Genomic DNA, 22,902 nt, shown 5'->3' with positions numbered 1-22,902 from the left:
GCTAAGCCGGCGTCATGTCGGCGGCCGTGCGATAGTCCGCGCGCCATGACTCGGCAAGCTTCATGCAACGGCCGAGACCGACCGCCTCGCTTTCAAAATCGACAATGACAATCTGATCCGCCGAGTCGGGACGCGCGGGCATCTCGGCGCTGCGGCCGTCTGTCAGCAACCACAGGACGCGGCGTTGTGAAGGCTTGTGACGCGCCGCTTTCAGCAACACGTTGGCCCCTGTATGCACACCCAGCGCGAGCGGTGTGCCGCCTCCGCCGCCAATGGGTGCGAGCCATCCATCGTTCCACCAGTGCGCGGCGCCAGGCTCGCGACGAACCTCCGCCGTTGCACCGCCAAAACACACAAGCGCCACCTCGGAGCGTTCCCGATACGCACGGTCGAACAACGCAGCAACAAGTCCCTTCGCCAACGCGAGCCGCTTACCGTTAAGCATGGAGCCCGAGCAATCGAGCACGAAACAATGCAACGCACTCGCCTCGTCCTCTTCGCGATGAAAGCGCAGGTGCGCAGCGTCGAATACTCGATTGCGCTTTGCCAACAACGTCTGAATCCAGTCGATACGCGCGCTGATGTCGCCCTCGCGCGAACGAGTATTTCCTGCAGCGCACGGTTTTGAAAGCCATCGAAGGCGACCTGAGTCGGTGTGTGTTTCCTGCCTTCGATGGCTCAGGATTTTTTTGACGTGAGCGGCCTCACGTTTTTCACGGCGGTGATATCTACAGGCTCGGGCGGCATGTAGCCGAAATCGGAATCGCCGGGGTTTTGCTGCGACTGCTGCGGCTGTTGCGCGTCGTGCTCGCGCTGCCGGTTACGTTCATTACTTTGCACGCTTGCCGATCCATGATCCACCTTCCGCCGATGCAAAAGAACCGCTTCCGCCACCCGTTCAACATGGTCCACGCGAACCGCGCCCGCCTCTTCCCATGCAGCCAGTGCACGCGCCGCACGCAACATCACGAGATCGGCGCGCAAGCCGTCCACATGCGCCTCAATGCAAAGCGCGCTGACGCGGGAATGAACGGTGTCATCGAACTCGAGACTTGAAAGCGCAACGCGCGCGCCATGAAGCCTTTGCACCAAGGCGTCTTGCCGCGCTGCAAAACGCGCACGGAACGATTCCGGGTCGGTATCGAATGCAAGCCGCGCCTTGACGATCTCGCGCCGTATGTTTGCATCGAAGCAATTGTGCAGTTCCACTGCCAGCCCGAAACGATCGAGCAGTTGCGGCCTGAGTTCGCCTTCCTCCGGATTCATTGTTCCAATCAACACGAAGCGCGCTTCATGCCGATGCGAAATGCCATCGCGCTCGATCAAGTTCATGCCGCTCGCAGCCACGTCCAGCAATTGATCCACAAGCTGATTCGGCAGAAGATTCACTTCATCCACGTACAGCACGCCTTCATGCGCCCGGGCCAGCAAACCCGGCGAAAATCGCACTCCGCCATCGCGTAACGCGGCTTCAATATCCAGCGATCCAATCAGTTGCTCTTCACTGGCGCCCAACGGCAAGGTAACGAATCGGCCTTCAGGAAGCAGTTCGGCAAGCGCGCGGGCCGTGGTTGACTTTGCCGTGCCACGCGGACCGCTGACCAGCACGCCGCCAAGCGCCGGATCGACGGCGGCGAGCAATAGTGCTTGCTGCAAGGGCCTTTGCGCGACCAACGCGGCAAAAGGAAAGAGGATGTCGTTCACGTTCGTAGCCCTTCGAGTTGCTGTTCGGCATTCAGCAGATGGTGTTCGATTTGCGCCTGATAGCCGCCCGGACTTTGCCACAAGCCACGCTGAATGGCTTCGGTCAAACGTTCGCAGATGGAATGCAGTGCATGCGGATTGTGCTGCTGCATGAATCCGCGTGTATCGGCGTCGTTCACATAGGCATCGGCGACAAGCGCGTATTGATGATCCGATACGACTCGCGCGGTAGCGTCATATCCAAAGAGATAATCCACGGTCGCCGCGAGTTCGGACGCGCCTTTGTAACCATGACGCTTCACGCCGTCGATCCATTTCGGGTTGACCACGCGCGAGCGGATCACGCGCGAAATCTCTTCCTGCAAGGTGCGTATGCGTGGCGATGCGGGATTGCTGTGATCGGCGTTGTACGCTTGCGGCTGCGCGCCCGAAAGATGGCGCACGGCCGCCACCATGCCGCCCTGGAACTGGTGATAGTCGTTTGAATCGAGCAGGTCATGCTCGCGGTTGTCCTGGTTCTGAACCACCACGTCGAGCGTCGACAAACGCGCGCCAAACGATTCCCGCGCGTCCACGCCATCGCCCGTTTGCGAGTATGCGTAGCCGCCGGCACTCTGAAATCCGCGTGCGAGATCCGCGTCGTTCTGCCATTGCCTCGCGTCGATCATCTCCTGCAAGCCCGCGCCATACGCACCGGGTTTCGTGCTGAACACGCGCCAGCCTGCACGCAAACGCGCTTGCCTCGCGTCGAGTCCACGGGCAATGTGTTCGTCGCGTTCCCGCATGATGCGCGCGCGGATTGGATTGATGTCTTCGCCTTCATCGTCGAGTTCGGCGACCGCCTGAACAGCGGCATCGAAGAGATGCATCAGGTTCGCGAATGCATCGCGAAAGAAGCCCGATACACGCAGCGTCACGTCAATACGCGGCCGGTTGAAAATCGTGATCGGCAAGATCTCGAAGTCCGTCACGCGATTGCTGCCCGCCGCCCATTTCGGACGCACGCCGATCAACGCCATTGCCTGCGCGATATCGTCGCCGCCCGTACGCATGGTCGCAGTGCCCCACACCGACAGACCGATCGCGCGCGGGTAATCGCCATGCTCCTGAAGATGCCTTTCAATGAGCATGTTTGCGGACTTCAAGCCAAGCGTCCACGCGGCGCGTGTGGGTACGGCGCGGGTATCGACGGAGTAGAAGTTGCGCCCGGTGGGAAGAACGTCCGGTCTGCCGCGCGATGGCGAGCCGCTCGGACCCGGCGGCACAAAACGTCCGTCGAGACCGCGCTGAAGCTGCAGCAGTTCTTGCGGACCACACGCATCGAGCCGGCTCACCAGATCGCCGTTTAGCCGCTCGAGCACTTGCGATGTGTGCGGTCCAATGGCATCCGCATTGCCTTCCAGCAGCGATGTTGCAAGCAGTTCAAGACGCTCGCGCGTATCGCCGTGATGGCGCCAGGGTGCATTGACCATGCGCGCGAGTTCGGCCGGGCGCGGTCCGGTCCATGCCGCGGTCCAGTCGGCATCCAGAGGATCGAATGCTTCGCCCAATTGCAGATCGCGAGCCAGCGCGGTCAGCACGCTCGCGTTTTCGCCCTGCCCGTCGCCAGTTGGATAACGGCCTAACGCAAGCAACGTGTCGCGGCGTTGAACGCCCTGTGGCGACACGCCAAACACATGCAGGCCATCGCGGATCTGCGCCTCTTTAAGCTCACACAGATATGCGTCCGCACGATTGAGCAATGCGTTTTCCGTGTCGGCGTCGCGCGGCTTTTCGAGTCCCAGTTCTTCATGCAGCTTATGCTCCACGATGCTTGCCAGAATCGTCTTTCGCAACAGCTTCGCGCGGCGCGGATCGACCATCAGCGCTTCGTAATACTCATCGACCTGACGTTCGAGGTCTTGCAAAGGCCCATAGTTTTCAGCGCGCGTGAGCGGCGGCATCAGGTGGTCGATGATCACCGCTTGTGCACGCCGCTTCGCCTGGCTGCCCTCGCCGGGGTCGTTGACAATGAATGGATACAGATGCGGCATTGCGCCAAGGGTCAGGTCGGGCCAGCACGACGCGCTCAACGCGACGCTCTTGCCCGGCAGCCATTCCAGATTGCCGTGCTTGCCCACGTGCACGACTGCATCGACGTTAAAGCGCAAGCGCAGCCAGAAGTAGAACGCGAGATACGAATGCGGCGGCACGAGTTCGGCATCGTGATAGCTCGCATAGTCGCCGCGTTCGCGAGAGCGCGCCGGTTGAATGCCGACGAACACCTGCCCGCAGCGCCAGCCCGCGATCATGAAGCGGCCGCGCCGCACGGTGGGATCACTTTCGGGCGGACCCCAGCGAGCGCTCACTTCTTGCTGTACGTCGACAGGGAGCTTGTGGAATGCGTCGAGATAGTCATCGAGCGCAAGGCTCTGCAACGCGGGACGCATGTCGCGCACGACCGGATCATTGGTCACGCCGGAGGTCAGCGCCTGCATCAATGCGTCGCCGTCGACGGGAATTTCCTGCGTTCCATATCCTGCGCGCGCGAGCATGGACAGAATGTTCACGACGGATGCCGGCGTATCGAGCCCCACGCCATTACCAATGCGCCCTTCGCTCAGCGGATAGTTTGCGAGCACGAGCGCGATACGCTTCTCGGCGTTTGGCGCGTGCCGCAGGCGACACCAGCGCCGGCTCAATTCAGCGACGAATCGCACGCGCTCTGGATCGGGCTGATACCGCACGACATCGACCTGCGTTGCCTTGCATCTGTATGCAAGGCCTTTGAAGCTGATCGCGCGCGTGATGATGCGGCCGTCCACTTCAGGCAGCGCGACGTGCATGGCTATATCGCGCGATGTCAGCCCGTGATTGTCCTTCACCCAGTCGTCGCGATTACCGCCGCTCAGAATGACCTGCAGCACGGGTGCGTCGCCCGCGAGTTCGAACGGCGCGGGGTCGTCAATGACGCCGGCCGCGAACGAGGTCGTGTTCAATACCAGCGATGCATGGTTATCCGCGCACAGTTGCTGCACGACTTCGCGGCTCAACGGGTCCTTGAGCGACGCCATTGCAATCGGCAACGGATTCAGCCCTTGCGCTTCGAGTGCGTCGATCAACGCGTCGAATACATCGGTATTTCCGGACTGCAAATGGGCGCGATAGAACAACACGGCGACCACGGGCGCGTTCTGCGTCCATCTTTTCCGCCAGTCATCCACAGTCGCGATCTGCCGCGCCGGATGATAGATCGCGACCGCAGGCAACGGAACCGGCGGGTCGGCTTCGCGCCCATATCCCAGCGCACTGAACGCAATACAACGTAGAAACGCTTCCGCATTTTGCGCGCCGCCCTCACGCAGATAACGCCAGAGCTGATCGCACAACGCGGGCTCCGCCGTGCTCTTGGCAACAAGGTTCGGATCTTCCTGCAAGTCGCCGGAGAACATCACGAGCATCTGACCGTTCTTGCGTGCCAGCGTGGTAATGCTCTCGATGCCGTAAGGCCAGTAAGCCTCGCCGCCCAGATGATCGATCACGATCACGCGTGCATGCTTGAGCACATCGTCGACGTAAAAATCAACCGACGCCGGTTGACGCAAGAACGCCTGGTTGGCGAGGCGCACGGCTGGAAATTGGGCTTCGAGATTCGGCACCACGCTCGCAAGAAGCGACAGCGTGGTGTCGGCCGAACTCAGCACGACAATAGGCGCCGGCGTCTGGTCGATGCGCATGACGCCCGCGGCGTCATCGACAAAACCACCGGGCGTCGTGCGTAACAGATGCACGGCTTAGGCCTGGACCGGTGCGTTGGCGAGCGCGTCGAGCAGCGCGTGTTGAAGGCGCTCCTGATCGAGATCTTCTCCGATCAACACGAAGCGGCTGGTTGCGTCGGCCGACTCGGCGGCTGTCCATCGGCGATCGAAGTATGTATCGAACCGCTGTCCCACGCCTTGAACGACAAGGCGCATAGGCGTGCCCGGCAACGCGGCGAAACCCTTCACGCGATAGATCGTGTTGGCATTAACCAGCGTGCGCAACGCCGCGACCGCCGCCTCGCGCGACTCGACGCGCGCCTGCACCACGACAGAATCGAAATCGTCGTGATGATGATCCGCGTGGCCCTCGTCGTCCGCCGAACCGTGATGATCCGCGCGCAGGTGAATCGTTGCCTCCGACGCCGCTTCGAGTCCGAGCAAGGTATGCAGATCGAGTTGCCCCATCTGCGCCGGAACGATCTTCACGCCCGCCGGAATCTCGCCAAGAATCAGTGTTTCGACGGCGCGTTGCTGCGCTTCATCGATGAGATCGGTCTTGTTGAGAATCACGAGATCCGCCGACGCCAACTGGTCTTCGAACAACTCATGCAATGGCGATTCATGATCGAGATTCGGATCGGCGCGGCGTTGTTCGTCCACGGCTTGCGGGTTGGCAGCAAACTGGCCGCTTGCCGCAGCGGGACCATCGACCACGGTTACAACGGCGTCAACAGTGAACGCATTCTTGATCGACGGCCAGTTGAACGCCTGGACCAGCGGCTTGGGCAATGCAAGGCCCGACGTCTCGATCAACACATGATCGATCTGCTCACGGCGCTCGACGAGTTGCTCCATGACCGGATAAAACTCTTCCTGCACGGTGCAGCAGAGACATCCGTTCGAAAGCTCATAAAGGTTCGGTTGATCTGTCGCGCTTTCGTCCTCGCAACCGATGTTGCAGCCCTTGAGAATCTCGCCGTCGATACCCAGTTCGCCGAATTCGTTCACGATCACCGCGATCCGCAAACCTTTGGCGTTTTCAAGGATGTGCCGCATCAACGTGGTCTTGCCGCTGCCGAGGAAACCCGTGACGACAGTGACCGGGATTTTGCGCATTTGCATCCGTTGCTCCGTTGTATCGATTGTCCGCTGTCGCCGGAAACAACCTGAAGCGCCGTTGTGTCACGCAAGCAATAAGTGCCGCTCGCGCCGCCACCTGACACGCATACAAAGCTGCAATCCGGAAAAGCATGATGAAAGTGTCGAGCATGTGCCGCATCCCCGCGGCACTGGTCGCTCCAAGTGCTGATTCGTTCCGGCCGGTATCCGGGCTGGCGAAAATGCCGCTTCACCTTCCCGCATGCAATACGCATGCAGTGGTGTTCGAAGCCGGCTTTGCTGCGCGAAGCGTGATATGGCGTGAGGCAATGCCTGAAACGTCGCGCAACTTTCGCTTACCGTTGCGGGGGCAGCGCAGGTTGGCGCGCACGAGGATCCGGCGGCGCTCCCTGCTTCCCGTTTAACTGCGCGCGGCAGAGACCGCGCGCGAGCACCAGAAACTGCGCCAAGTCTAGGCTCGCGAGGCGTCGCGGTCAAGATTGCGGCGATTCACGGCCAAGAATAAGGGAACGGGAAAGCCGAGCGCTAGCACGCATCCCTGTGCTATCTTTGGCGCGCGTCTGGTGCTCACGCGCGCTTTTCCTGCGCGCGTAGTTAAACGGGAAACAGGATGCAGGAGCGCTTATTCCTGGCGTCTTGCCGCATATGAAAAACCTGTGCTGTCCCCGCAACGGTACGCGACCCACGCTGGTTCGGATTGTTCGGTTGCTTCCTGGCGACCTGTCGGACCTCAGCGTACATTTGCTTCACTGCCACTGCTCCCAGGAGCGGGAAGGCTCAAGCGAATGCGGTCGCCAAGCCCGGATACCGGCCAGCGCAAGTGGCGCGTCACAGACGCGCCGGACGCCGCATCCGCGAGGGACGGATGAAGGACGTAACGCATTTATCGTCTTACATGAATTCATATTCGCAGTGTTCTTGCCGGCTTTGTCGCGTGCGTTTCAGACTCGCGGATGGAGCACGATCGTGAGCACTTGGGTCATCGGCATAGGGTGCAGGCGCGGCGTGAGCGTGGCGCAGATTCAAGCGGCGGTCTTCACGGCCCTCGAAGCTGCGTCGATCTCGAAGGTCCGCGCGTTGGCATCGATTGATGACAAGCAGGATGAAACCGCGCTGCTCGAATTCGCCGCACTTCACCACTTGCCCATAGCGTTTTTTTCGAAGGAACGCGTCGCGCAAGTGCCTACGTGTGCGTCGGAACAGGTCCGGACGCTTATCGGTGTAGATGGAGTATGCGAGCCTTGCGCGCTGCTTGCGTCGCGTCATGGCCGGATCGTGCGGGCCAAAATCGCGCTGGATGGCGTGACCGTGGCTATTGCCGAAGACAAGCCAAATAACTGACAGTAACCGGGAAAACGTGATGAAAACGGATGAAGAATCGCACCTGCGCATGACGCAGCGGCGCAAGGAAGGCCACGAGAAAAAGCAGGCGCAGGCGTCGGTTGAAAAGGGCCTGCTGATCGTGAATACGGGCACGGGAAAAGGCAAGACCACGGCGGCCTTTGGCATGGCCGTGCGCGTGCTTGGCCACGGCATGCGGCTTGGCGTGGTGCAGTTCATCAAAGGCGCGTTGCACACGTCCGAACGCGATTTCCTCGGCGCAATCGCCAACTGCGATTTCATCACGATGGGCGACGGCTATACCTGGGACACGCAGAATCGCGATGCCGATATCGCCACGGCTCGAAAAGGCTGGGACGCGGCGCGCCAGATGATCGAAAGCGGCGAATATCAGATGGTCGTGTTCGACGAACTCTGCACGGTGCTGAAGTACGAGTACCTGCCACTCGATGAAGTGCTCGGTGTGCTCAACGCACGGCCCCCGATGCTGCATGTCGTCGTCACGGGACGTCACGCGCCGGAAGCGTTGGTGGAGGCCGCGGACCTCGTGACGGAGATGCGCGCGGTCAAGCATCCGTATCGCGAGCAAGGGGTAAAGGCGCAACGCGGCGTCGAGTTCTGACGTGCGCGCCTGCCCCGCATTGTTCATCAGCGCGCCTGCGTCGAACCAGGGTAAAACCACGGTCACAGCAGCACTCGCGCGCCATCACACGCGCCGTGGCTTGCGCGTGCGCGTCTTCAAGACCGGCCCGGATTTTCTTGATCCGATGATTCTTGAACGTGCATCCGGCGCGCCTGTTTACGCATTGCATTTGTGGATGGTAGGGGAGCGCGGCTGCCGCGCACTGCTCGCCGAAGCGGCGCAAACGGCCGACCTGATCCTGATAGAAGGCGTGATGGGTCTTTTCGACGGCACGCCCAGCAGCGCCGATCTCGCCACCACGTTTGGCGTGCCGGTGCTGGCCGTCATTGGCGCCCACGGCATGGCGCAAACGTTCGGCGCGCTCGCGTTCGGGCTCGCGCGGTATCGTGCGGATTTGCCGTTCCATGGTGTGCTGGCCAATCGCGTGGCGTCGCAACGGCACGCGCAAATGCTGTCCGAAGCGATTCCCAAAGGCGTGCGCTATTGCGGCTACTTGCCAGGCATGGACGATGTTGCGTTACCCGGCCGCCATCTCGGCTTGACGCAGGCGGCTGAAATTGCAGACCTAGACGCAAGGCTGGATCGCGCCGCTGATGCTATCGCCGAGACGGCCTTGCGCGAGTTGCCGCCGGCAATCGATTTCTCCGACGAGGCGCTAGAGCCGCCGCCACGTTTGCTCGAAGGTCTGCACATTGCAATCGCGCGCGACGCGGCGTTTTCATTCGTGTACCCGGCCAATCTGGATCTGCTGAAGGCGCTGGGCGCCACGATTTCGACCTTCTCGCCATTGGCCGACGAACCCCTCCCTGCTCACGCTGATGCGCTCTATTTACCGGGCGGCTATCCCGAACTGCACGCCGCGCGCCTCGCCGCGAACGTAACGACCGCAGCCTCGATCCGCGCGCACGTCGATGCGAAAAAAGCGGTCGTCGCGGAATGCGGCGGCATGCTGTACCTTCTCGACTCGCTGACCGATATCGAAGGCACGCAACACGCCATGCTCGGACTTTTACCGGGAGATGCGAAGATGCAAAAACGTCTTTCCCGCCTTGCGATGCAACGCATTGAAAGCCGTCATGGCATGAGCACCGGGCACACGTTCCATTACTCGTCGGTCGTGACCGGCATGCCGCCCGTTCTCATGGCCACGCACGCAACGACCGGCAAGGAAGGCGAGGCCATCTACCAGCACGGCCCGATCACCGCAACTTACATGCACACTTACTGGCCCACGAATCCGGCGGCGGCCGCCGCCCTCTTTCGTGGCGAACCGCTATGACAACGCCGCTGGAAACACCCTTGAAAACACCGCTCGAACTCACATACACCATCGAGCGCGCGAGTCGTCTTCAGCCCGTAGGTTCGCCCTGCACCGACGTCTGCCGCCTCGATAAAACCACTGGTTATTGCGAAGGCTGTTTCAGAAGCCGTGAAGAGATCAAGGCATGGAAGACTTTGCCTGATGCCGACAAACTCGGGCTGTTCCCGACCTTGCTGGCCCGTAAGGCAGCGGCATAAAAAAAGGCGGCTCTCAGGCCGCCCTTTCTGGTAGCCCGGGTCTACGCTGGCACGGTCCGCCGCGCCGGCACACGCTCCACTTCACGCTGCGCGAGCACACCGAACAAGAGGCCGAGCGTGGTCCAGATCACCGCCTGAATGCCGATTGCAGCCACGCGGAAGCTCCACAGCAGGGTCGCCGAGAACTGCACCGGAACTTCATCGATACGCGGCAACGCAAGATATGCGAGCCCCATCAAAACTATATAAACCGCCACAGCAATCAACGACGCGTTCCAGCCACCATGCGCCGGCTGCAAGCGCCGCTGCAGCCGGACCGCGAAAATGGCTACCACGAGCGAGATCGCGACCATGCCAAAAAACAGCGCCGTCCTTATGCCTATGGTCTCGGGATTGCCCACGGACGGCGGGTTGGGCGGATACTTGAGGAAAGGCACGACGGCAACGGTCACGAAGCCGAACAAGCCAAGCAATGCCGACGTCCCGCGTGCGCGCAGTGCGCCAAGCCGAGCATAGGAAAACGCGAATACCAGCGAAAACAGGCCGCCCAGCGCCGTACCGAACACCGCCACGCCGGTCAGCAAGCCCAGGCCCGCCTGCGTGCCGCGGCTGACGAGTTCTACGTCGTCGGCATGATCGTGCCCATGTCCGGCGGCGGCTTCCGCCTGCTCACGCGCCTGTTCCTGCTGCGATTCGAACGCAATGGCGCGATCCACCGAAGGCTCGCCGAAGGTCTTCGCAAATCCGAAGCCGAGCAGGCCCGCGACCAGTCCCGCGACCATGCCGCGTACAAGGAGATTTCTGATCATGGAAGGTCTCAGTGGCAGGGAAAGCCGAGCAAATGGCGGCCGTCGTGCACGAACTCGTGGATATACATGCCCTGGAAGATCGACGTCGCGCCCTGCTCGGCGCCCACGAAATAAATCGCAATCAACATCAGCAAGCCGATAAACACGGCCCAGGGCAGCACTTCGCGCACCGGAATAGGTACGGGTGCATCAAATGCGGGATTGATGCCAGAGAGACTGGCTGATGCAGCGGATTGATTCATGACCGGCTCCAAGGGATAAGCGCGTCCCGTAAGAAAAAAGAAAGGCTGCAGCGAGGGTCTGACTTGCGTGCATCGGGCGCATTTTTCTACCTTGATTCAAGGGTTGAAAGCAAGCCCGGCGCGCTCACAGTGGCGCGACCGTGCCGGGTTCTCACCGGCTTCCTCGCGCTGCAAGCTTGCCATTCTAAGATCTGTTTACCGAAAGTAAAGCAATGCATCCACTGAAACGAAGCGCATAGCCATGAAAACCGAACTGATCCTGCTCTGCCATGCCGCCACGCACGCCATGAAAACCGGCATGTTTCCTACGCCCGATGATCCAATCGAGCATCTCGAACGTCCGCGCCTCTCCGCGCTCGCTACCATTTATGCCCCCGATCGCGTCATCACGAGCCCGGCGCACGCGGCCGTGGAAACAGGACGAGCGTTTGGTCTGGATATGTCCACGGATACGGATTGGAGCGACCTGAATCACGGCCGGTGGCAAGGCCGGGCGCTAAAGAATATCCACGATGAAGATGCCGAGGCCTTAAGCGCGTGGTTATCGGAGCCGGGCAGCGCCGCGCATGGCGGCGAAAGTCTGGAAGCCCTCCAGGCGAGGGTGCGCGCCGCGCTAGACGCTCAGCGTCGTGGTGGCGTCACGCTGATCGTGACGCACGCAATCGTGGTCAAGGTGGCGCTGGCTGTCGTACTGGACGCGCCGCTGACGGCGGTGTACCGGATGGATCTGGAGCCGCTTTCGGCTCTCACGCTAACCCGTTCCGACGGCACATGGCGTCTTCGATACAGATCATCCGTCTGAAAACGGCGAGGTCCCGCAGCGCTTTTTCAGGCTCTCGCGCCCCGCGCCATGCGCTGGAGCGTCGAGGAATCGATCGCGCCCGCGCAAATCCTGATTGCCTCGTTCAGCGTGCGAGGCCGGCCAGCCGCGAAATGCGCTTCGAGCATCGCGATAGCGCGTAGCCGCTCGTTGTTGCCGAGCTTTTCGCCGGTCGCGAGTTCAAGCACCGAGATGAAATAAGTCGCGGGCGGTGTTGCGCCGCGCGCACCAGAGGACGAAGAAGGAATGGCGTCCGTGCATGCCTGTCGTGCGAGCGTCGCGACTTCGGCGCTCCAGCTCGTTTCGTTCAGTTGAAATTCGGTTTGACGTGTCATTGACTCAAGCCTTTGGAGTTCGCGAGTTACATGACCTAGATTTAGCAAGGACTATTCCAGGCTCGAAGACGATGACGCTATTGTCCGATCAATTCTTCGCCCCCGGTTTTCAACCGCTGCCGTAACATTCGTGAAATCAACCGGCCCGATAATCGTCATTGTGCAGAATTGCGTCCCGAATCCACGGACGCCATAAACACTCAGACAGACGACAAAACGCCAACCCGCCAAACCCAACGGAGCTACTCATGAATTCGCAGGATAAACAGCGCCGCTTCGAAGAAGATCTGATCGACAGCTACGACGAAGAACTGGAAATGGAGGTCGATGACCGCATCCTCGACGGTCAAGGCGCGTTTTCCACCGAGGCGCGCGAGCAGCGCAAGGTTTATTTCCGCGAGTTGTTCCGTCTGCAGGGAGAACTCGTGAAACTGCAGGACTGGGTGGTCGCGAGCGGGCACAGGCTGGTCGTGATCTTCGAAGGCCGCGACGCCGCCGGCAAGGGCGGCGCAATCAAGCGCATCACGCAGCGGCTGAATCCGCGCGTCTGCCGCGTGGCCGCATTGCCCGCGCCGAACAATCGCGAACGCACGCAATGGTATTTCCAGCGTTATGTATCGCATTTGCCGGCGGGCGGCGAGATCGTGCTGTTCGACCGCAGTTGGTACAACCGCGCTGGCGTGGAACGCGTGATGAATTTCTGCACCGACGACGAGTACGAAGAGTTTTTTCGCTCAGTGCCCGAATTCGAAAAAATGCTGGCGAGAAGCGGCGTGCAGATCCTGAAGTACTGGTTTTCAATCACCGATGACGAACAGGAAGTGCGCTTCCAGGCGCGCATTCAGGATCCGTTGAAGCAATGGAAACTCAGCCCCATGGACCTGGAAAGCCGCCGCCGCTGGGAAGCCTACACGCACGCGAAGGAAGTCATGCTGGCGCGCTCGCATATTCCCGAGGCGCCGTGGTGGGTCGTGCAGGCAGTCGATAAAAAACGCGCACGGCTCAATTGCATCAGTCACTTGTTGAGCCAGGTGCCGTATCACGAGATCGAGCATCCCGCGATTGAGCTTCCAGACCGTGTCTATAACGAGGATTACCTGCGGCAACCCGTGCCGCAAAGCATGATCGTGCCGGAAGTATATTGAGGCTGATGAAGTCGAGCAGGCTGAGTGAGACGCGGTTCAGCAGTGGCAGGTCTTCTCATGCAGGGCATGAACCTGCTGCGGCTTCTGATCGTAGTCACGATTACCGCGATGCTTGAATACTGCTTGAAACATGTAGTGCGAACTCTTCATGACCACGACGAACGTCACTTGCATCAGGTTGAAATCGAGCGTCACCATGAGGCGCATCAGGACCAACAGAGGCAGTACGACGGCAGGCCGGTAGAGTTGTCTTTCGATTAAGGCTTTCATGACGGCTCCCGTATCCATGAATGGAATTCTACGGATCGGGAGCCTCCGGATAAACCCGCTGCAATCGAAGACACTTGTCGCGCGATTTGAACAATCGCGCTGGAATTGCAGGCTCTTTTCGCTTATTACCGCGACGCAATGCTCGCGTCCGAAGCCGCTGCTACGGGCTCCGCCGATGCCACCGGCATATCGCCCCAGCCACCGCCCAACGCACGAATCAGGTTCACCGTGGACGTCGCCTGCACGCCCGCCAGTTGCACGGCCGTGAGTTGCGACTGCAGCACGGTACGCTCGGCGTCGATCACATCGAGGTAATTGATCGCGCCCTCGGTGTATTGCGTGCGCGAGAGTTGCGAAGCGCGGTTGGACGCGTTCACGGCTTCAGATTGCGTCTGGGTCTGCGTTTCGAGAATGCGCAGGTCGGAGAGGTTGTCCTCGACTTCCTGGAACGCCACCAGCACTTGCTGCCGATAGTTCGCCACATCCTCTTCGTAGATGGCGCGCGCATTCGCGAGATTGCCACGGCGGCGCCCGCCATCGAAGATCGGCAGGTTGAGCGCCGTGCCCGCGAACGGCCCAAGCAGGAACGTGCGGCTCGACCAGTTGAACAGATCGCCGAGCGTCGCCGATTCGAAACCGCCCGAACCCGTAATGTTGAGCGAGGGGAAGAACGCCGACTTGGCTACGCCAATGCGCGAATTCGCCGCCGCCATCGCGCGTTCCGCCGCCGCGATGTCCGGCCGGCGTTCGAGCAATGAAGAAGGCAAGCCCGGCGGGATCTTGATATCGACGGGCGTCAAGGGGTTCGCGGCCATTGTGAACTGCGAAGCCGACTTGCCAAGCAGCACGGCAAGGCTATGTTCCGCCGCCGCCCGCTGGCGCTGCACGGTCATGGCGTCCGACCGGGCGCTGGCGAGTTCTGAACGCGAGCGAGCAACGTCGAGCTCGCTGATATCGCCTTCGGCAAAGCGGCGCTGCACGAGCTTCAGGCTCTGCTCGCGCAACGCTACGGTACGCGTAAACACATCGTTCTCGGCATCGAGTTCACGCAGGTTGAAGTAGTTCTGCGCAACATCTGCCTGCAATGCCAACTGCACAGAACGGAACAACGCTTCGCTTTGCGCGGTGTCGGCGTTCGCGGCCTTCACCGAATCCGATACGCGGCCAAACAGATCGACTTCATACGATGCACTCGCCTGCGCACGCCACAAGGTCTGCGACGGGATATTCACGTTCTGCGGCTGGAGCTGCGAAGCCGGCGACAACTTCTCGCGCGTCGGGCCGAAGCCCGCGTCGAGCGTCGGGAACAGACCGGCGCGCGCCGTCTGGTTGATCGCGCGCGATTCCTTCACGCGTGCGGCTGCCGCCTTCAGGTTCTGATTGGCATCGGCGGCCTGACGTTCGAGGTCGTTCAAGGTGTCGTCGTTGAAGACCGTCCACCATTCGCCGCGCATGACCTGTTCCGAAGGTTGCGCCGTCTTCCACGTGCCCTGCTCGGAAGCCGCGAGCACCGTCTGCGACGTTTCCTTGAACGCGGCCGGCTCCTTCACGTCGGGCTTGGCGTATGTTGGTGCGAGCGAGCAGCCCGCGACGACCAGCAGCGACCCGAGCAATGCCGACAACCCCAGCCATCGTTTTATATTCAGCGTTTTCATTTCAATCTCTCTCATGCTTCAAGCGAAGCATTGACACCGCGCATGTGCGGATTGTGGCCGTGCTTGTCGACGAGATGTTCGCCGCCAGCCAGCTTTCTCAACAGCACATAAAACACCGGCGTAAGCATCAGCCCGAACAGCGTCACGCCAAGCATGCCGAAGAACACCGCCACGCCCATTGCATGACGCATTTCCGAACCCGCGCCCGACGAAACCACCAGCGGCACCACGCCCATGATGAAAGCAATCGACGTCATCAGGATCGGCCGCAAGCGCAAGCGGCTTGCTTCAATGGCGGCCTCCACGATCGAGCGTCCCTGCATTTCCAGTTCACGCGCGAATTCCACGATCAGGATGGCGTTCTTCGCCGACAAACCCACCAGCACCATCAAGCCGATCTGCGTGAAGATGTTGTTGTCGCCCTTGGTCAGCCACACACCCACCAGCGCAGAGAAGATGCTCATGGGCACGATCAGGATCACGGCGAGCGGCAGCGTCAGGCTTTCATACAGCGCAGCCAGCACCAGGAACACGAGCAGCACGCTGATCGGGAACACCCACAACGCCGCATTGCCCGCGAGAATCTGCTGATACGTGAGGTCGGTCCATTCGAACTTGATGCCGCGCGGCAGCGTTTCAGCCGCAATACGCTCGACCGCAGCCTGCGCCTGACCCGACGAATAACCCGGAGCCGGACCACCGTTGATATCGGCCGCCGTGTAACCGTTGTAGCGCACCACCATTTCCGGACCGAACGTCGGCGTCACCTTGACGAGCGACGACAACGGCACCATCTCTCCGTTCGCGTTACGCGTCTTGAGCAAGCCGATGTCATCCGAACTTGCACGGAACGGCGCATCGGCCTGCACCCGCACCTGATACACGCGGCCAAAGCGGTTGAAGTCGTTCACATACAGAGAACCGAGATAGACCTGCATGGTGCTGAATACATCGGTGACGGACACGCCCAGTTGCTTCGCCTTCACGCGGTCCAGATCCACGTTCAGTTGCGGCACGTTGATCTGATAGCTCGAGAACGTCGGGCCGAGTTCAGGAGATTGCGATGCACGTTTGATGAACGCCTGCGTAGCGTCGGCGAGTGCCGAGTAACCCAGCGCGCCACGGTCCTCCAGTTGCAGCTTGAAACCGCCCAGCGTGCCGAGGCCAAGAACCGGCGGCGGCGGGAACACGGCAATGAACGAGCCCTTGATCGCCGCATATTGCTGGTTCAGCGAGCCCGCGATAGCACCGGCCGATAACGCCTTGCCCTTGCGTTGATCGAAAGGCTTGAGCGTCACGAACACAATGCCGGCGCTCGACGAGTTGGTAAAACCGTTCACCGACAAACCCGGAAACTCCACCGCGCTCTGCACGCCCGGCGTCTTGCGCGCGATGTCCGTCATCTGGCGGATCACCGCTTCGGTGCGATCAAGCGATGCACCGTTGGGCAACTGCGCGAAACTGATCAGATACTCCTTGTCCTGCGCGGGCACGAAGCCGCCCGGCACGATCTTGCCCATCAGCACCGCGCCGGCGAGCAGCACGACATACACGCCCATCATCAGCGCCTTGCGGTTGATGACGCCGGACACGCCCTTGCCGTAGTTCTCCGAACCGCGTTTGAAGACCTTGTTGAACTGACGGAAAAATCCGCCGAACACCCGGTCCATGCCACGCGTGAGCCAGTCCTTCGGTTCGTCGTGACCCTTCAGCAGCAACGCTGCGAGCGCCGGCGACAACGTCAGCGAGTTGAACGCGGAGATCACCGTCGAGATGGCGATGGTCATCGCGAACTGCTTGTAGAACTGACCCGTCAGGCCCGACATGAACGCGAGCGGCACGAACACGGCGGTCAGCGTCAGCGCGATCGCGATGATCGGCCCGCTCACTTCCCGCATCGCCTGATAGGTCGCCTCCCGCGCGGACAGCCCCGCTTCAATGTTGCGCTCGACGTTCTCCACCACCACGATCGCGTCGTCCACCACGATCCCGATGGCAAGCACCATCCCGAAGAGCGACAGCGCGTTGATCGAGAATCCAAACGCAAGCAGCAACGAGAACGTACCGATGATCGACACCGGCACCGCGAGCAGCGGAATGATGGACGCACGCCACGTCTGCAGGAACACGATCACGACGAGCACCACTAGCGCGATGGCTTCGGCAAGCGTGTGAATCACCGCATCGATACTTGAGCGCACGAACTGCGTCGGGTCGTACACGATCTGGTATTCGACGCCCGCCGGCATGTCCGCCTGCAGTTCCTTCATTGTCTGGCGGACCGTATCGGAAATCTGCAGCGAGTTCGCGCCTGGCTGCTGGTTGATCGCCATGGCGACCGCGGTCTTGTTGTCGAGCAAGGAACGCAGCCCGTATTCCGACGCAGCCAGCTCAACGCGCGCCACATCGCGCAAATGCGTGACAGCGCCATCAGGCGATGTCTTGAGCACGATGTCGCGAAAGTCCTGTTCGGTCTGCAAACGGCCTTGCGCGTTGACGTTCAATTGCAGCGGCACGTTGGGCAACGTCGGCGACGAACCGATCACGCCGGCCGCAACCTGCACGTTCTGTTCACGGATCGCATTCACGATGTCGGTCGCGGTCATGCCGCGTTGCGCGACTTTCTGCGGGTCGAGCCAGACGCGCATGGAGTAATCGCCCGAACCCCACAGCTGCACCTCGCCCACGCCCTGGATACGCTCGAGCCGGTCCTTCACGTTGATCAGCGCATAGTTGCGCAGATACGTCATGTCGTAGCGGTTGTTCGGCGAGTTCAGGTGAACCACCATGGTGAGGGTCGGCGACGACTTGATGGTCGTCACGCCCAGGCGCGTCACGTCTTCCGGCAAACGCGGCAACGCTTGCGACACACGGTTCTGCACCAGTTGCTGCGCCTTGTCCGGGTCGGTGCCAAGCTTGAACGTCACCGTGATGGTCAGGTTGCCGTCGCTATTCGCCTGCGACTGCATGTACAGCATGTCTTCCACGCCGTTGATCTGCTCTTCCAGCGGCGACGCCACCGTTTCTGCGATCACCTTCGGGTTCGCACCCGGGTATTGCGCATGCACGACCACGGACGGCGGCACGACCTCCGGATATTCGGAGATCGGCAGCTTGAACATGGCGATGACACCCGCCAGCAGGATGAGCACCGATAGCACACCCGCGAAGATCGGGCGGTCGATGAAAAACTTGGAAATGTTCATGACGGTTTCTTTATATGCATGAGAGGCCGCGCGCGCGTTTCCCGCAGCGGGTCTTGAATCGAGACCCGCTGCTGTCCACGCACTCCAGGAGCCCCCGTTAGGCGGCTATGAACCAGGCTATAAAGCGCGTCTTACGAAGCTTCTTTTGTTGCCGGCGACGCACTCGCCATTGCTACCGAGTTGGGCTTGACGACATCGTTTGGACGCACGCGCTGCAGACCGTTCACCACGATCCGCTCGCCCGGCTGCAAGCCCTTCACGATCACGCGCAAGCCCTCGCTCTGCGTACCGAGCGTGACTTCGCGGTATTGAACGCGGCTGTCTTTATCGACGACCATGACAAACTTCTTGTCCTGATCGGTTCCAATAGCCGCGTCTTCAATCAGCACGGCCGGATGCGGCGTGCCGCCCCCGACCTTGATGCGTGCATAGAGGCCCGGCAACAACGAACCATCGTTGTTGTCGAAGCGGGCCCGCACGCGGATGGTGCCCGAGCCTGTGTCCAGTTGATTGTCGACGGACGCCACCTTGCCCTCGCGCGAGAAACCATCTTCATTTGCGAGGCCGAGCGAGACCGGCACGCTTGCACGCGAGTCACGGCTCAGGTACCGGAGATACGTTTGTTCGTCGACATCGAACGATGCGTAAATGGGCGACACCGAAACCAGCGTGGTCAGCAACGGCGCGCTCGAACCCGTGGAGACAATGTTGCCCACCGTCATCTCCGCGCGCGACACACGGCCGGACACCGGCGCCACGATATGCGTGTACGTCAGGTTGATCTTCGCCGTCTCGAGCGCCGCTTGCGCCGCCTTCAGGTTGGCCGCGGCCTCATGCGCCGCGTTCTGCTTCTCGTCGTAATCGCGCTTGGCGATCGCGTTGTCCGTCAGCAAACGCTCGGCGCGCGCGGCGTCGGTCGATGTATAACCGTTGCGCGCCTGGGCCGCCGCAAGTTGCGCGGCGGCCTGATCGACCGCCGCCACATACGGACGCGGGTCGATCGTGAAGAGCGGATCGCCCTTCTTCACAAGCGCGCCATCGGCGAAATGCACGGCGACGATCGTACCCGGCACGAGTGGCCGGACCTCGACTTTATCGACTGCTTCGAGGCGTCCCGAATAGTTCTGGTAGTCGGTGATGGTCTTCGAGACCACCGTGGCGACATCCACTTCGGTTGCGGGCGGCGCGGCCTGAACAGCGGCTTCGGCCGTGGTGACCGGCAAGCCGAAACCGTGCATGGCCGTATATGTACCGACGCCTGCGACGACCAGCGCCGCCCCTAGCGCGACAGTAAGACGTTTGCGAGTGATGGACATGCGATGCTCCAATTAAGTCGTTGAGATTGTTTTGAATTTTTGGGGTGCTGCATGCGTCCTGGGCTTGGCGCGCGTTTGCGTTGCACGCACTGTGTGCGCCGTGCGGTCCTGAAGCCGCTTCTTGAAGAACGCGACCACGTCGGCAAGCGCGGACGGATCCGCCACCAGCCCATAATGCGATGCGTTGACGTGCCGCGTCACTTCAGTCGGCACGCCTGCCGCGATCAATTCGCCCGCGTATTTCTCGGCCTCTATATGCAGCAGGTCGAGCTGGGCGCTCGCAATCAGCGCCGGCGGCAGGCCTGCAAGCCGCCGCGATTCAAGCGGCGCCGCATACGGATGAAGCCTTTGCGAAGCATTGGGCAAATACGCGCGGTAACACTGCGCGCATTCGGACGCGCAAATATCCGGTGAGAGCACCTTGTTCTCGTCGGCCATGCGCGTCATGCTCGGATCCAGCAGCGGCGCGAGCAACGCCTGCGCGTGGATCGCAATGTCGCCGCGATCCCGCGCGATCGCCGCAAGGCACGTCGCCAGGTTGCCGCCTGCATCGTGTCCCGCCACGCCCATGCGGCTTGCATCCGCTCCTTGCGCACGAGCGTTCGCCGTCGCCCATTGCGCCGCCCGGTATCCGTCTTCCAGCGCCGCCGGAAAAGGAAAAGCCGGCGCCAGCGAATAACCGACCGAAACGACCCACGCGGATGTGTCGCGGGCAATGGTCGTGGCCGCTATATCCGCGTCGTCCAGCGAGCCGCGAACAAAACCGCCGCCATGAAAATAAAGCACGACCGGCAGAACGGTGCCGTCCGATGCGGGGCGATAACTGCGCAAGGTTATGGGTTGCGCATGTCCCGCGATTCGAACATCCTCTATGCAGAGGCCCAGATCCAGCGTCGATGCCATGGTTATTTTCAGCGCGCCCGCGCCATCCCACCTTAGTTGCGATGGGACGAATTCTGAGGTCTACGTGTTTCGAAATAAATGCCTATAATCCGGCAACACAATTCGGTCGCGCTGAACAATCGTGATCAATTGACACTGCCCATTCCTACAACATCCGAGCAGCGCGCTTATTCCATGCGCGGCGAGGATTTGACGGTGAGAGAAAAATGGACCGGCTACAAGCTATGCAGGTATTTACAAGAGTCGTCGATACCAATAGTTTTTCGCGCGCCGCAGACACGCTGGATATGCCTCGCGCCTCGGTAACGACGATTATTCAGAACCTTGAAGCGTTTCTCAACGTGCGTCTTTTGCAGCGTACGACCCGGCGCTTGAACCTCACGCCTGACGGTGCCGCGTACTACGAGCGCTGCGTGCGAATTCTCGCCGACATCGAAGAAACCGAGAGTTCATTCGCGAATACGGGTAAGGGTCCGCGCGGCAAATTGCGGATCGATATGCCGGGGTCGATTGGACGAATGATCGTCATGCCCCAATTGTGTGAATTTCATTCGCGATATCCGGATATCGAGTTGATGATCGGATTCGGCGACAAACCGGTGGACCTGATTCAGGAAGGCGTGGACTGCGTGATTCGCGTGGGAACGCTGCAGGATTCCAGTCTCGTCGCGCGGCGGATCGGGGTCTTTCAAGGGCTGACCGCGGCAAGTCCGGATTATCTGGAGTTGCATGGCGTGCCTCATACCATCGAGGAATTGCAGCAGCATACTGCGGTGAATTATTTTTCGAGCCGCACGGGCCGCGTGATGGACATGGATTTCGTCATCGATGGAAAAACCGTCGATGTGAAAATGCGCGGCGCGATTGCCGTGAACGACGCAGAGGCTTATCTGGCCTGCGGCGTGAAGGGCGTCGGGCTCGTGCAGGTGCCGCGCTTCATGGCGCTTCCGCATTTGCGTTCCGGTGAACTGGTCGAGGTGCTTCCTCAATGGAAGCCATTGCCCATGCCTATTTCGGTTGTCTATCCGCATAACCGGCACCTGTCGCCCAAGGTGCGCGTGTTCGTGGATTGGGCCGCCGAATTGTTCGAACGCTGCCCGCTGCTCTCCGGTCAGGAAGATGCGGAAGAGCGTTGCTTGCCGACTGCAACGCCCCGTTCGATGATCGTCAAGCACGGAACGCCGGATGTTGCAGGAACCGCTGAAGTGGTTGTTTAAGATCGTCGGGTGATTTGTTGCGCCGGGTTTGGCCGTTGACTTTCATGGCGATCAAACCCGCGCTGCAACAGCGGCGTGTCCCTTCTTCAACAGAATGTCCGCTAGCCAGGTTTTTTGTTTTCATTGACTCTAAAAGCGCTTTCAACCCTCTTCGCTGTAAGGGCTTGACATCCTATCGCGCCGATAGTTTTTGTTTGAAGCCTATCGGAATAAGGCTCCTTGCGATTATTCGGATCTCGTGATTAATCAATTCGCCTAAGCATCATTTATCCCGCAGTTCCGCTTGACTACATTTCGTCCTGTCGCAGCACGGCACATTTGATCCGCCGCCCGCTGCCCCGTGCATGTATTCGAATGGCATCGATCAACTCAATGCGTTCGATTCGAACCGACAGGAGCAACACCGTGAAAACCGTAATCGCAGCGCTATCGCTTTCGGCAGTATCCGCACTCGTTTCGACCACTGCTTTTGCCGATGGCGGCATTGGGCGCGCCGGGACATATCAAACCACGACCACATCCGAGAGCACGATGACACGCGCCCAGGTTCGCGCCGAACTCGCGGCCGCTTATGCAAACGGGACGTTGCCTGCTTTGAACCGCAACACGTATCCGGACCGCAGCATGGCCGGCATTGCGATCGCCGAACAGCACGAACAGCGCGCTCGCGATGCAGCGCTGGCAGAGCAACGCAATCGTTCGATTGTCGAGTTCGCCAACGGTTCCGCTACGCAAAGCGGCAAGCCGCAAGTTCAATAACCGCTTTGAATGACAAGGAGCCATCATGGATGATCTCGCACCGCTGGAAGACTTCTCGGCACTCGATGACTGGTTGCCCGAAGCAGAACCGTTGTGGCTTCCGTTCAGACCCGCAGCCACACGCGAAGAAAGTGTTGTTGAACTGGAAAACTGAAGTTGG

At 60.6% G+C, this 22,902-nt stretch carries 21 protein-coding genes and 3 riboswitches; of the genes, 9 read left to right on the top strand and 12 right to left on the bottom strand.

Annotated elements, in window-relative coordinates:
• Window position 1: 1 nt before the first annotated feature.
• The 4 genes from ACRWA7_RS07990 to cobW all read right to left on the bottom strand — a co-directional run bounded on the left by ACRWA7_RS07990 (window position 2) and on the right by cobW (window position 6,566).
• Window positions 2-553: a vWA domain-containing protein gene (locus ACRWA7_RS07990; RefSeq protein WP_438392191.1), complete on the bottom strand. Its 552-nt coding sequence runs from the start codon at window positions 551-553 to the stop codon at window positions 2-4.
• A gap of 125 nt (window positions 554-678) precedes the next feature.
• Entirely contained in the window at window positions 679-1,704 is a 1,026-nt protein-coding gene (locus ACRWA7_RS07985; RefSeq protein WP_438392190.1) for an ATP-binding protein, read from the bottom strand.
• Window positions 1,701-5,474 carry a cobaltochelatase subunit CobN gene (gene cobN, locus ACRWA7_RS07980; protein ID WP_438392189.1) on the bottom strand — a complete coding sequence of 1,258 codons (3,774 nt, stop codon included), beginning with the start codon at window positions 5,472-5,474 and terminating at the stop codon, window positions 1,701-1,703. The genes ACRWA7_RS07985 and cobN overlap by 4 nt, the downstream gene beginning before the upstream one ends.
• Window positions 5,475-5,477: 3 nt before the next feature.
• Window positions 5,478-6,566: a cobalamin biosynthesis protein CobW gene (gene cobW / locus ACRWA7_RS07975; protein ID WP_438392188.1), complete on the bottom strand. Its 1,089-nt coding sequence runs from the start codon at window positions 6,564-6,566 to the stop codon at window positions 5,478-5,480.
• 178 nt (window positions 6,567-6,744) lie between these two features.
• Window positions 6,745-7,016, bottom strand: a riboswitch (cobalamin riboswitch).
• 90 nt (window positions 7,017-7,106) lie between these two features.
• A riboswitch (cobalamin riboswitch) is annotated at window positions 7,107-7,393 on the top strand.
• A 136-nt stretch (window positions 7,394-7,529) separates the two neighbouring features.
• Between cobW and ACRWA7_RS07970 the strand changes: the two genes are divergently transcribed.
• From ACRWA7_RS07970 to ACRWA7_RS07955, 4 genes are read left to right on the top strand one after another with little or no spacing between them, the layout of a single operon-like run.
• Window positions 7,530-7,904 carry a cobalamin biosynthesis protein gene (locus ACRWA7_RS07970; protein ID WP_438392187.1) on the top strand — a complete coding sequence of 125 codons (375 nt, stop codon included), beginning with the start codon at window positions 7,530-7,532 and terminating at the stop codon, window positions 7,902-7,904.
• 19 nt (window positions 7,905-7,923) lie between these two features.
• Window positions 7,924-8,526 carry a cob(I)yrinic acid a,c-diamide adenosyltransferase gene (cobO, locus tag ACRWA7_RS07965; protein ID WP_438392186.1) on the top strand — a complete coding sequence of 201 codons (603 nt, stop codon included), beginning with the start codon at window positions 7,924-7,926 and terminating at the stop codon, window positions 8,524-8,526.
• A 1-nt stretch (window position 8,527) separates the two neighbouring features.
• Window positions 8,528-9,826 carry a cobyrinate a,c-diamide synthase gene (locus ACRWA7_RS07960; protein WP_438392185.1) on the top strand — a complete coding sequence of 433 codons (1,299 nt, stop codon included), beginning with the start codon at window positions 8,528-8,530 and terminating at the stop codon, window positions 9,824-9,826.
• The gene (locus ACRWA7_RS07955; RefSeq protein WP_438392184.1) at window positions 9,823-10,065 is read left to right on the top strand and encodes a DUF1289 domain-containing protein; all 243 of its coding nucleotides are present in this window, start codon (window positions 9,823-9,825) and stop codon (window positions 10,063-10,065) included. The genes ACRWA7_RS07960 and ACRWA7_RS07955 overlap by 4 nt, the downstream gene beginning before the upstream one ends.
• Before the next feature lie 41 nt (window positions 10,066-10,106).
• On the opposite strand, the gene ACRWA7_RS07950 is transcribed toward ACRWA7_RS07955, so the two are convergent.
• Together ACRWA7_RS07950 and ACRWA7_RS07945 are read right to left on the bottom strand one after the other, a co-directional pair.
• Window positions 10,107-10,874, bottom strand: a complete 768-nt coding sequence (locus ACRWA7_RS07950; RefSeq protein WP_438392183.1) for a CbtA family protein — start codon at window positions 10,872-10,874, stop codon at window positions 10,107-10,109.
• A gap of 8 nt (window positions 10,875-10,882) precedes the next feature.
• Window positions 10,883-11,116, bottom strand: coding sequence for a CbtB domain-containing protein (locus ACRWA7_RS07945; RefSeq protein ID WP_438392182.1), 234 nt, complete (start codon window positions 11,114-11,116; stop codon window positions 10,883-10,885).
• Between the two features lie 32 nt (window positions 11,117-11,148).
• A riboswitch (cobalamin riboswitch) is annotated at window positions 11,149-11,304 on the bottom strand.
• Window positions 11,305-11,357: 53 nt separating this feature from the next.
• Here ACRWA7_RS07945 and ACRWA7_RS07940 point away from each other — a divergent pair.
• Window positions 11,358-11,918: a histidine phosphatase family protein gene (locus ACRWA7_RS07940; protein WP_438392181.1), complete on the top strand. Its 561-nt coding sequence runs from the start codon at window positions 11,358-11,360 to the stop codon at window positions 11,916-11,918.
• 26 nt (window positions 11,919-11,944) lie between these two features.
• Here ACRWA7_RS07940 and ACRWA7_RS07935 read toward each other — a convergent pair whose 3' ends face one another.
• Window positions 11,945-12,271, bottom strand: a complete 327-nt coding sequence (locus tag ACRWA7_RS07935; RefSeq protein WP_438392180.1) for a hypothetical protein — start codon at window positions 12,269-12,271, stop codon at window positions 11,945-11,947.
• Between the two features lie 248 nt (window positions 12,272-12,519).
• Here ACRWA7_RS07935 and ppk2 point away from each other — a divergent pair, with 248 nt between their 5' ends.
• On the top strand, window positions 12,520-13,416 hold the full coding sequence (ppk2, locus tag ACRWA7_RS07930; protein ID WP_438392179.1) for a polyphosphate kinase 2: 897 nt from the start codon (window positions 12,520-12,522) through the stop codon (window positions 13,414-13,416).
• A gap of 36 nt (window positions 13,417-13,452) precedes the next feature.
• On the opposite strand, the gene ACRWA7_RS07925 is transcribed toward ppk2, so the two are convergent.
• From ACRWA7_RS07925 to ACRWA7_RS07905, 5 genes are all read right to left on the bottom strand, one after another.
• Window positions 13,453-13,686 (bottom strand): hypothetical protein, encoded by a 234-nt coding sequence (locus ACRWA7_RS07925; RefSeq protein ID WP_438392178.1) that lies wholly within the window; start codon window positions 13,684-13,686, stop codon window positions 13,453-13,455.
• A 125-nt stretch (window positions 13,687-13,811) separates the two neighbouring features.
• Window positions 13,812-15,341 carry an efflux transporter outer membrane subunit gene (locus tag ACRWA7_RS07920; RefSeq protein WP_438392177.1) on the bottom strand — a complete coding sequence of 510 codons (1,530 nt, stop codon included), beginning with the start codon at window positions 15,339-15,341 and terminating at the stop codon, window positions 13,812-13,814.
• A gap of 11 nt (window positions 15,342-15,352) precedes the next feature.
• On the bottom strand, window positions 15,353-18,547 hold the full coding sequence (locus ACRWA7_RS07915; protein ID WP_438392176.1) for an efflux RND transporter permease subunit: 3,195 nt from the start codon (window positions 18,545-18,547) through the stop codon (window positions 15,353-15,355).
• Between the two features lie 131 nt (window positions 18,548-18,678).
• A complete protein-coding gene (locus ACRWA7_RS07910; protein WP_438392175.1) occupies window positions 18,679-19,863 on the bottom strand; it encodes an efflux RND transporter periplasmic adaptor subunit in 1,185 nt (394 codons plus the stop codon).
• Between the two features lie 12 nt (window positions 19,864-19,875).
• Entirely contained in the window at window positions 19,876-20,766 is an 891-nt protein-coding gene (locus ACRWA7_RS07905; RefSeq protein ID WP_438392174.1) for an alpha/beta hydrolase, read from the bottom strand.
• Between the two features lie 206 nt (window positions 20,767-20,972).
• Between ACRWA7_RS07905 and ACRWA7_RS07900 the strand changes: the two genes are divergently transcribed.
• From ACRWA7_RS07900 to ACRWA7_RS07890, 3 genes are all read left to right on the top strand, one after another.
• Window positions 20,973-21,983 carry a LysR family transcriptional regulator gene (locus ACRWA7_RS07900; protein WP_060818316.1) on the top strand — a complete coding sequence of 337 codons (1,011 nt, stop codon included), beginning with the start codon at window positions 20,973-20,975 and terminating at the stop codon, window positions 21,981-21,983.
• 405 nt (window positions 21,984-22,388) lie between these two features.
• Entirely contained in the window at window positions 22,389-22,742 is a 354-nt protein-coding gene (locus ACRWA7_RS07895; protein WP_438392173.1) for a DUF4148 domain-containing protein, read from the top strand.
• Between the two features lie 25 nt (window positions 22,743-22,767).
• The gene (locus ACRWA7_RS07890; protein WP_438392172.1) at window positions 22,768-22,896 is read left to right on the top strand and encodes a hypothetical protein; all 129 of its coding nucleotides are present in this window, start codon (window positions 22,768-22,770) and stop codon (window positions 22,894-22,896) included.
• Window positions 22,897-22,902: the final 6 nt, after the last annotated feature.

Source organism: Caballeronia sp. DA-9 (assembly GCF_051615025.1).
Lineage (GTDB): Bacteria > Pseudomonadota > Gammaproteobacteria > Burkholderiales > Burkholderiaceae > Caballeronia > Caballeronia sordidicola.
Note: the sequence above shows the minus strand (reverse complement) of the source record. Positions and strands in the feature narration are given on the sequence as shown.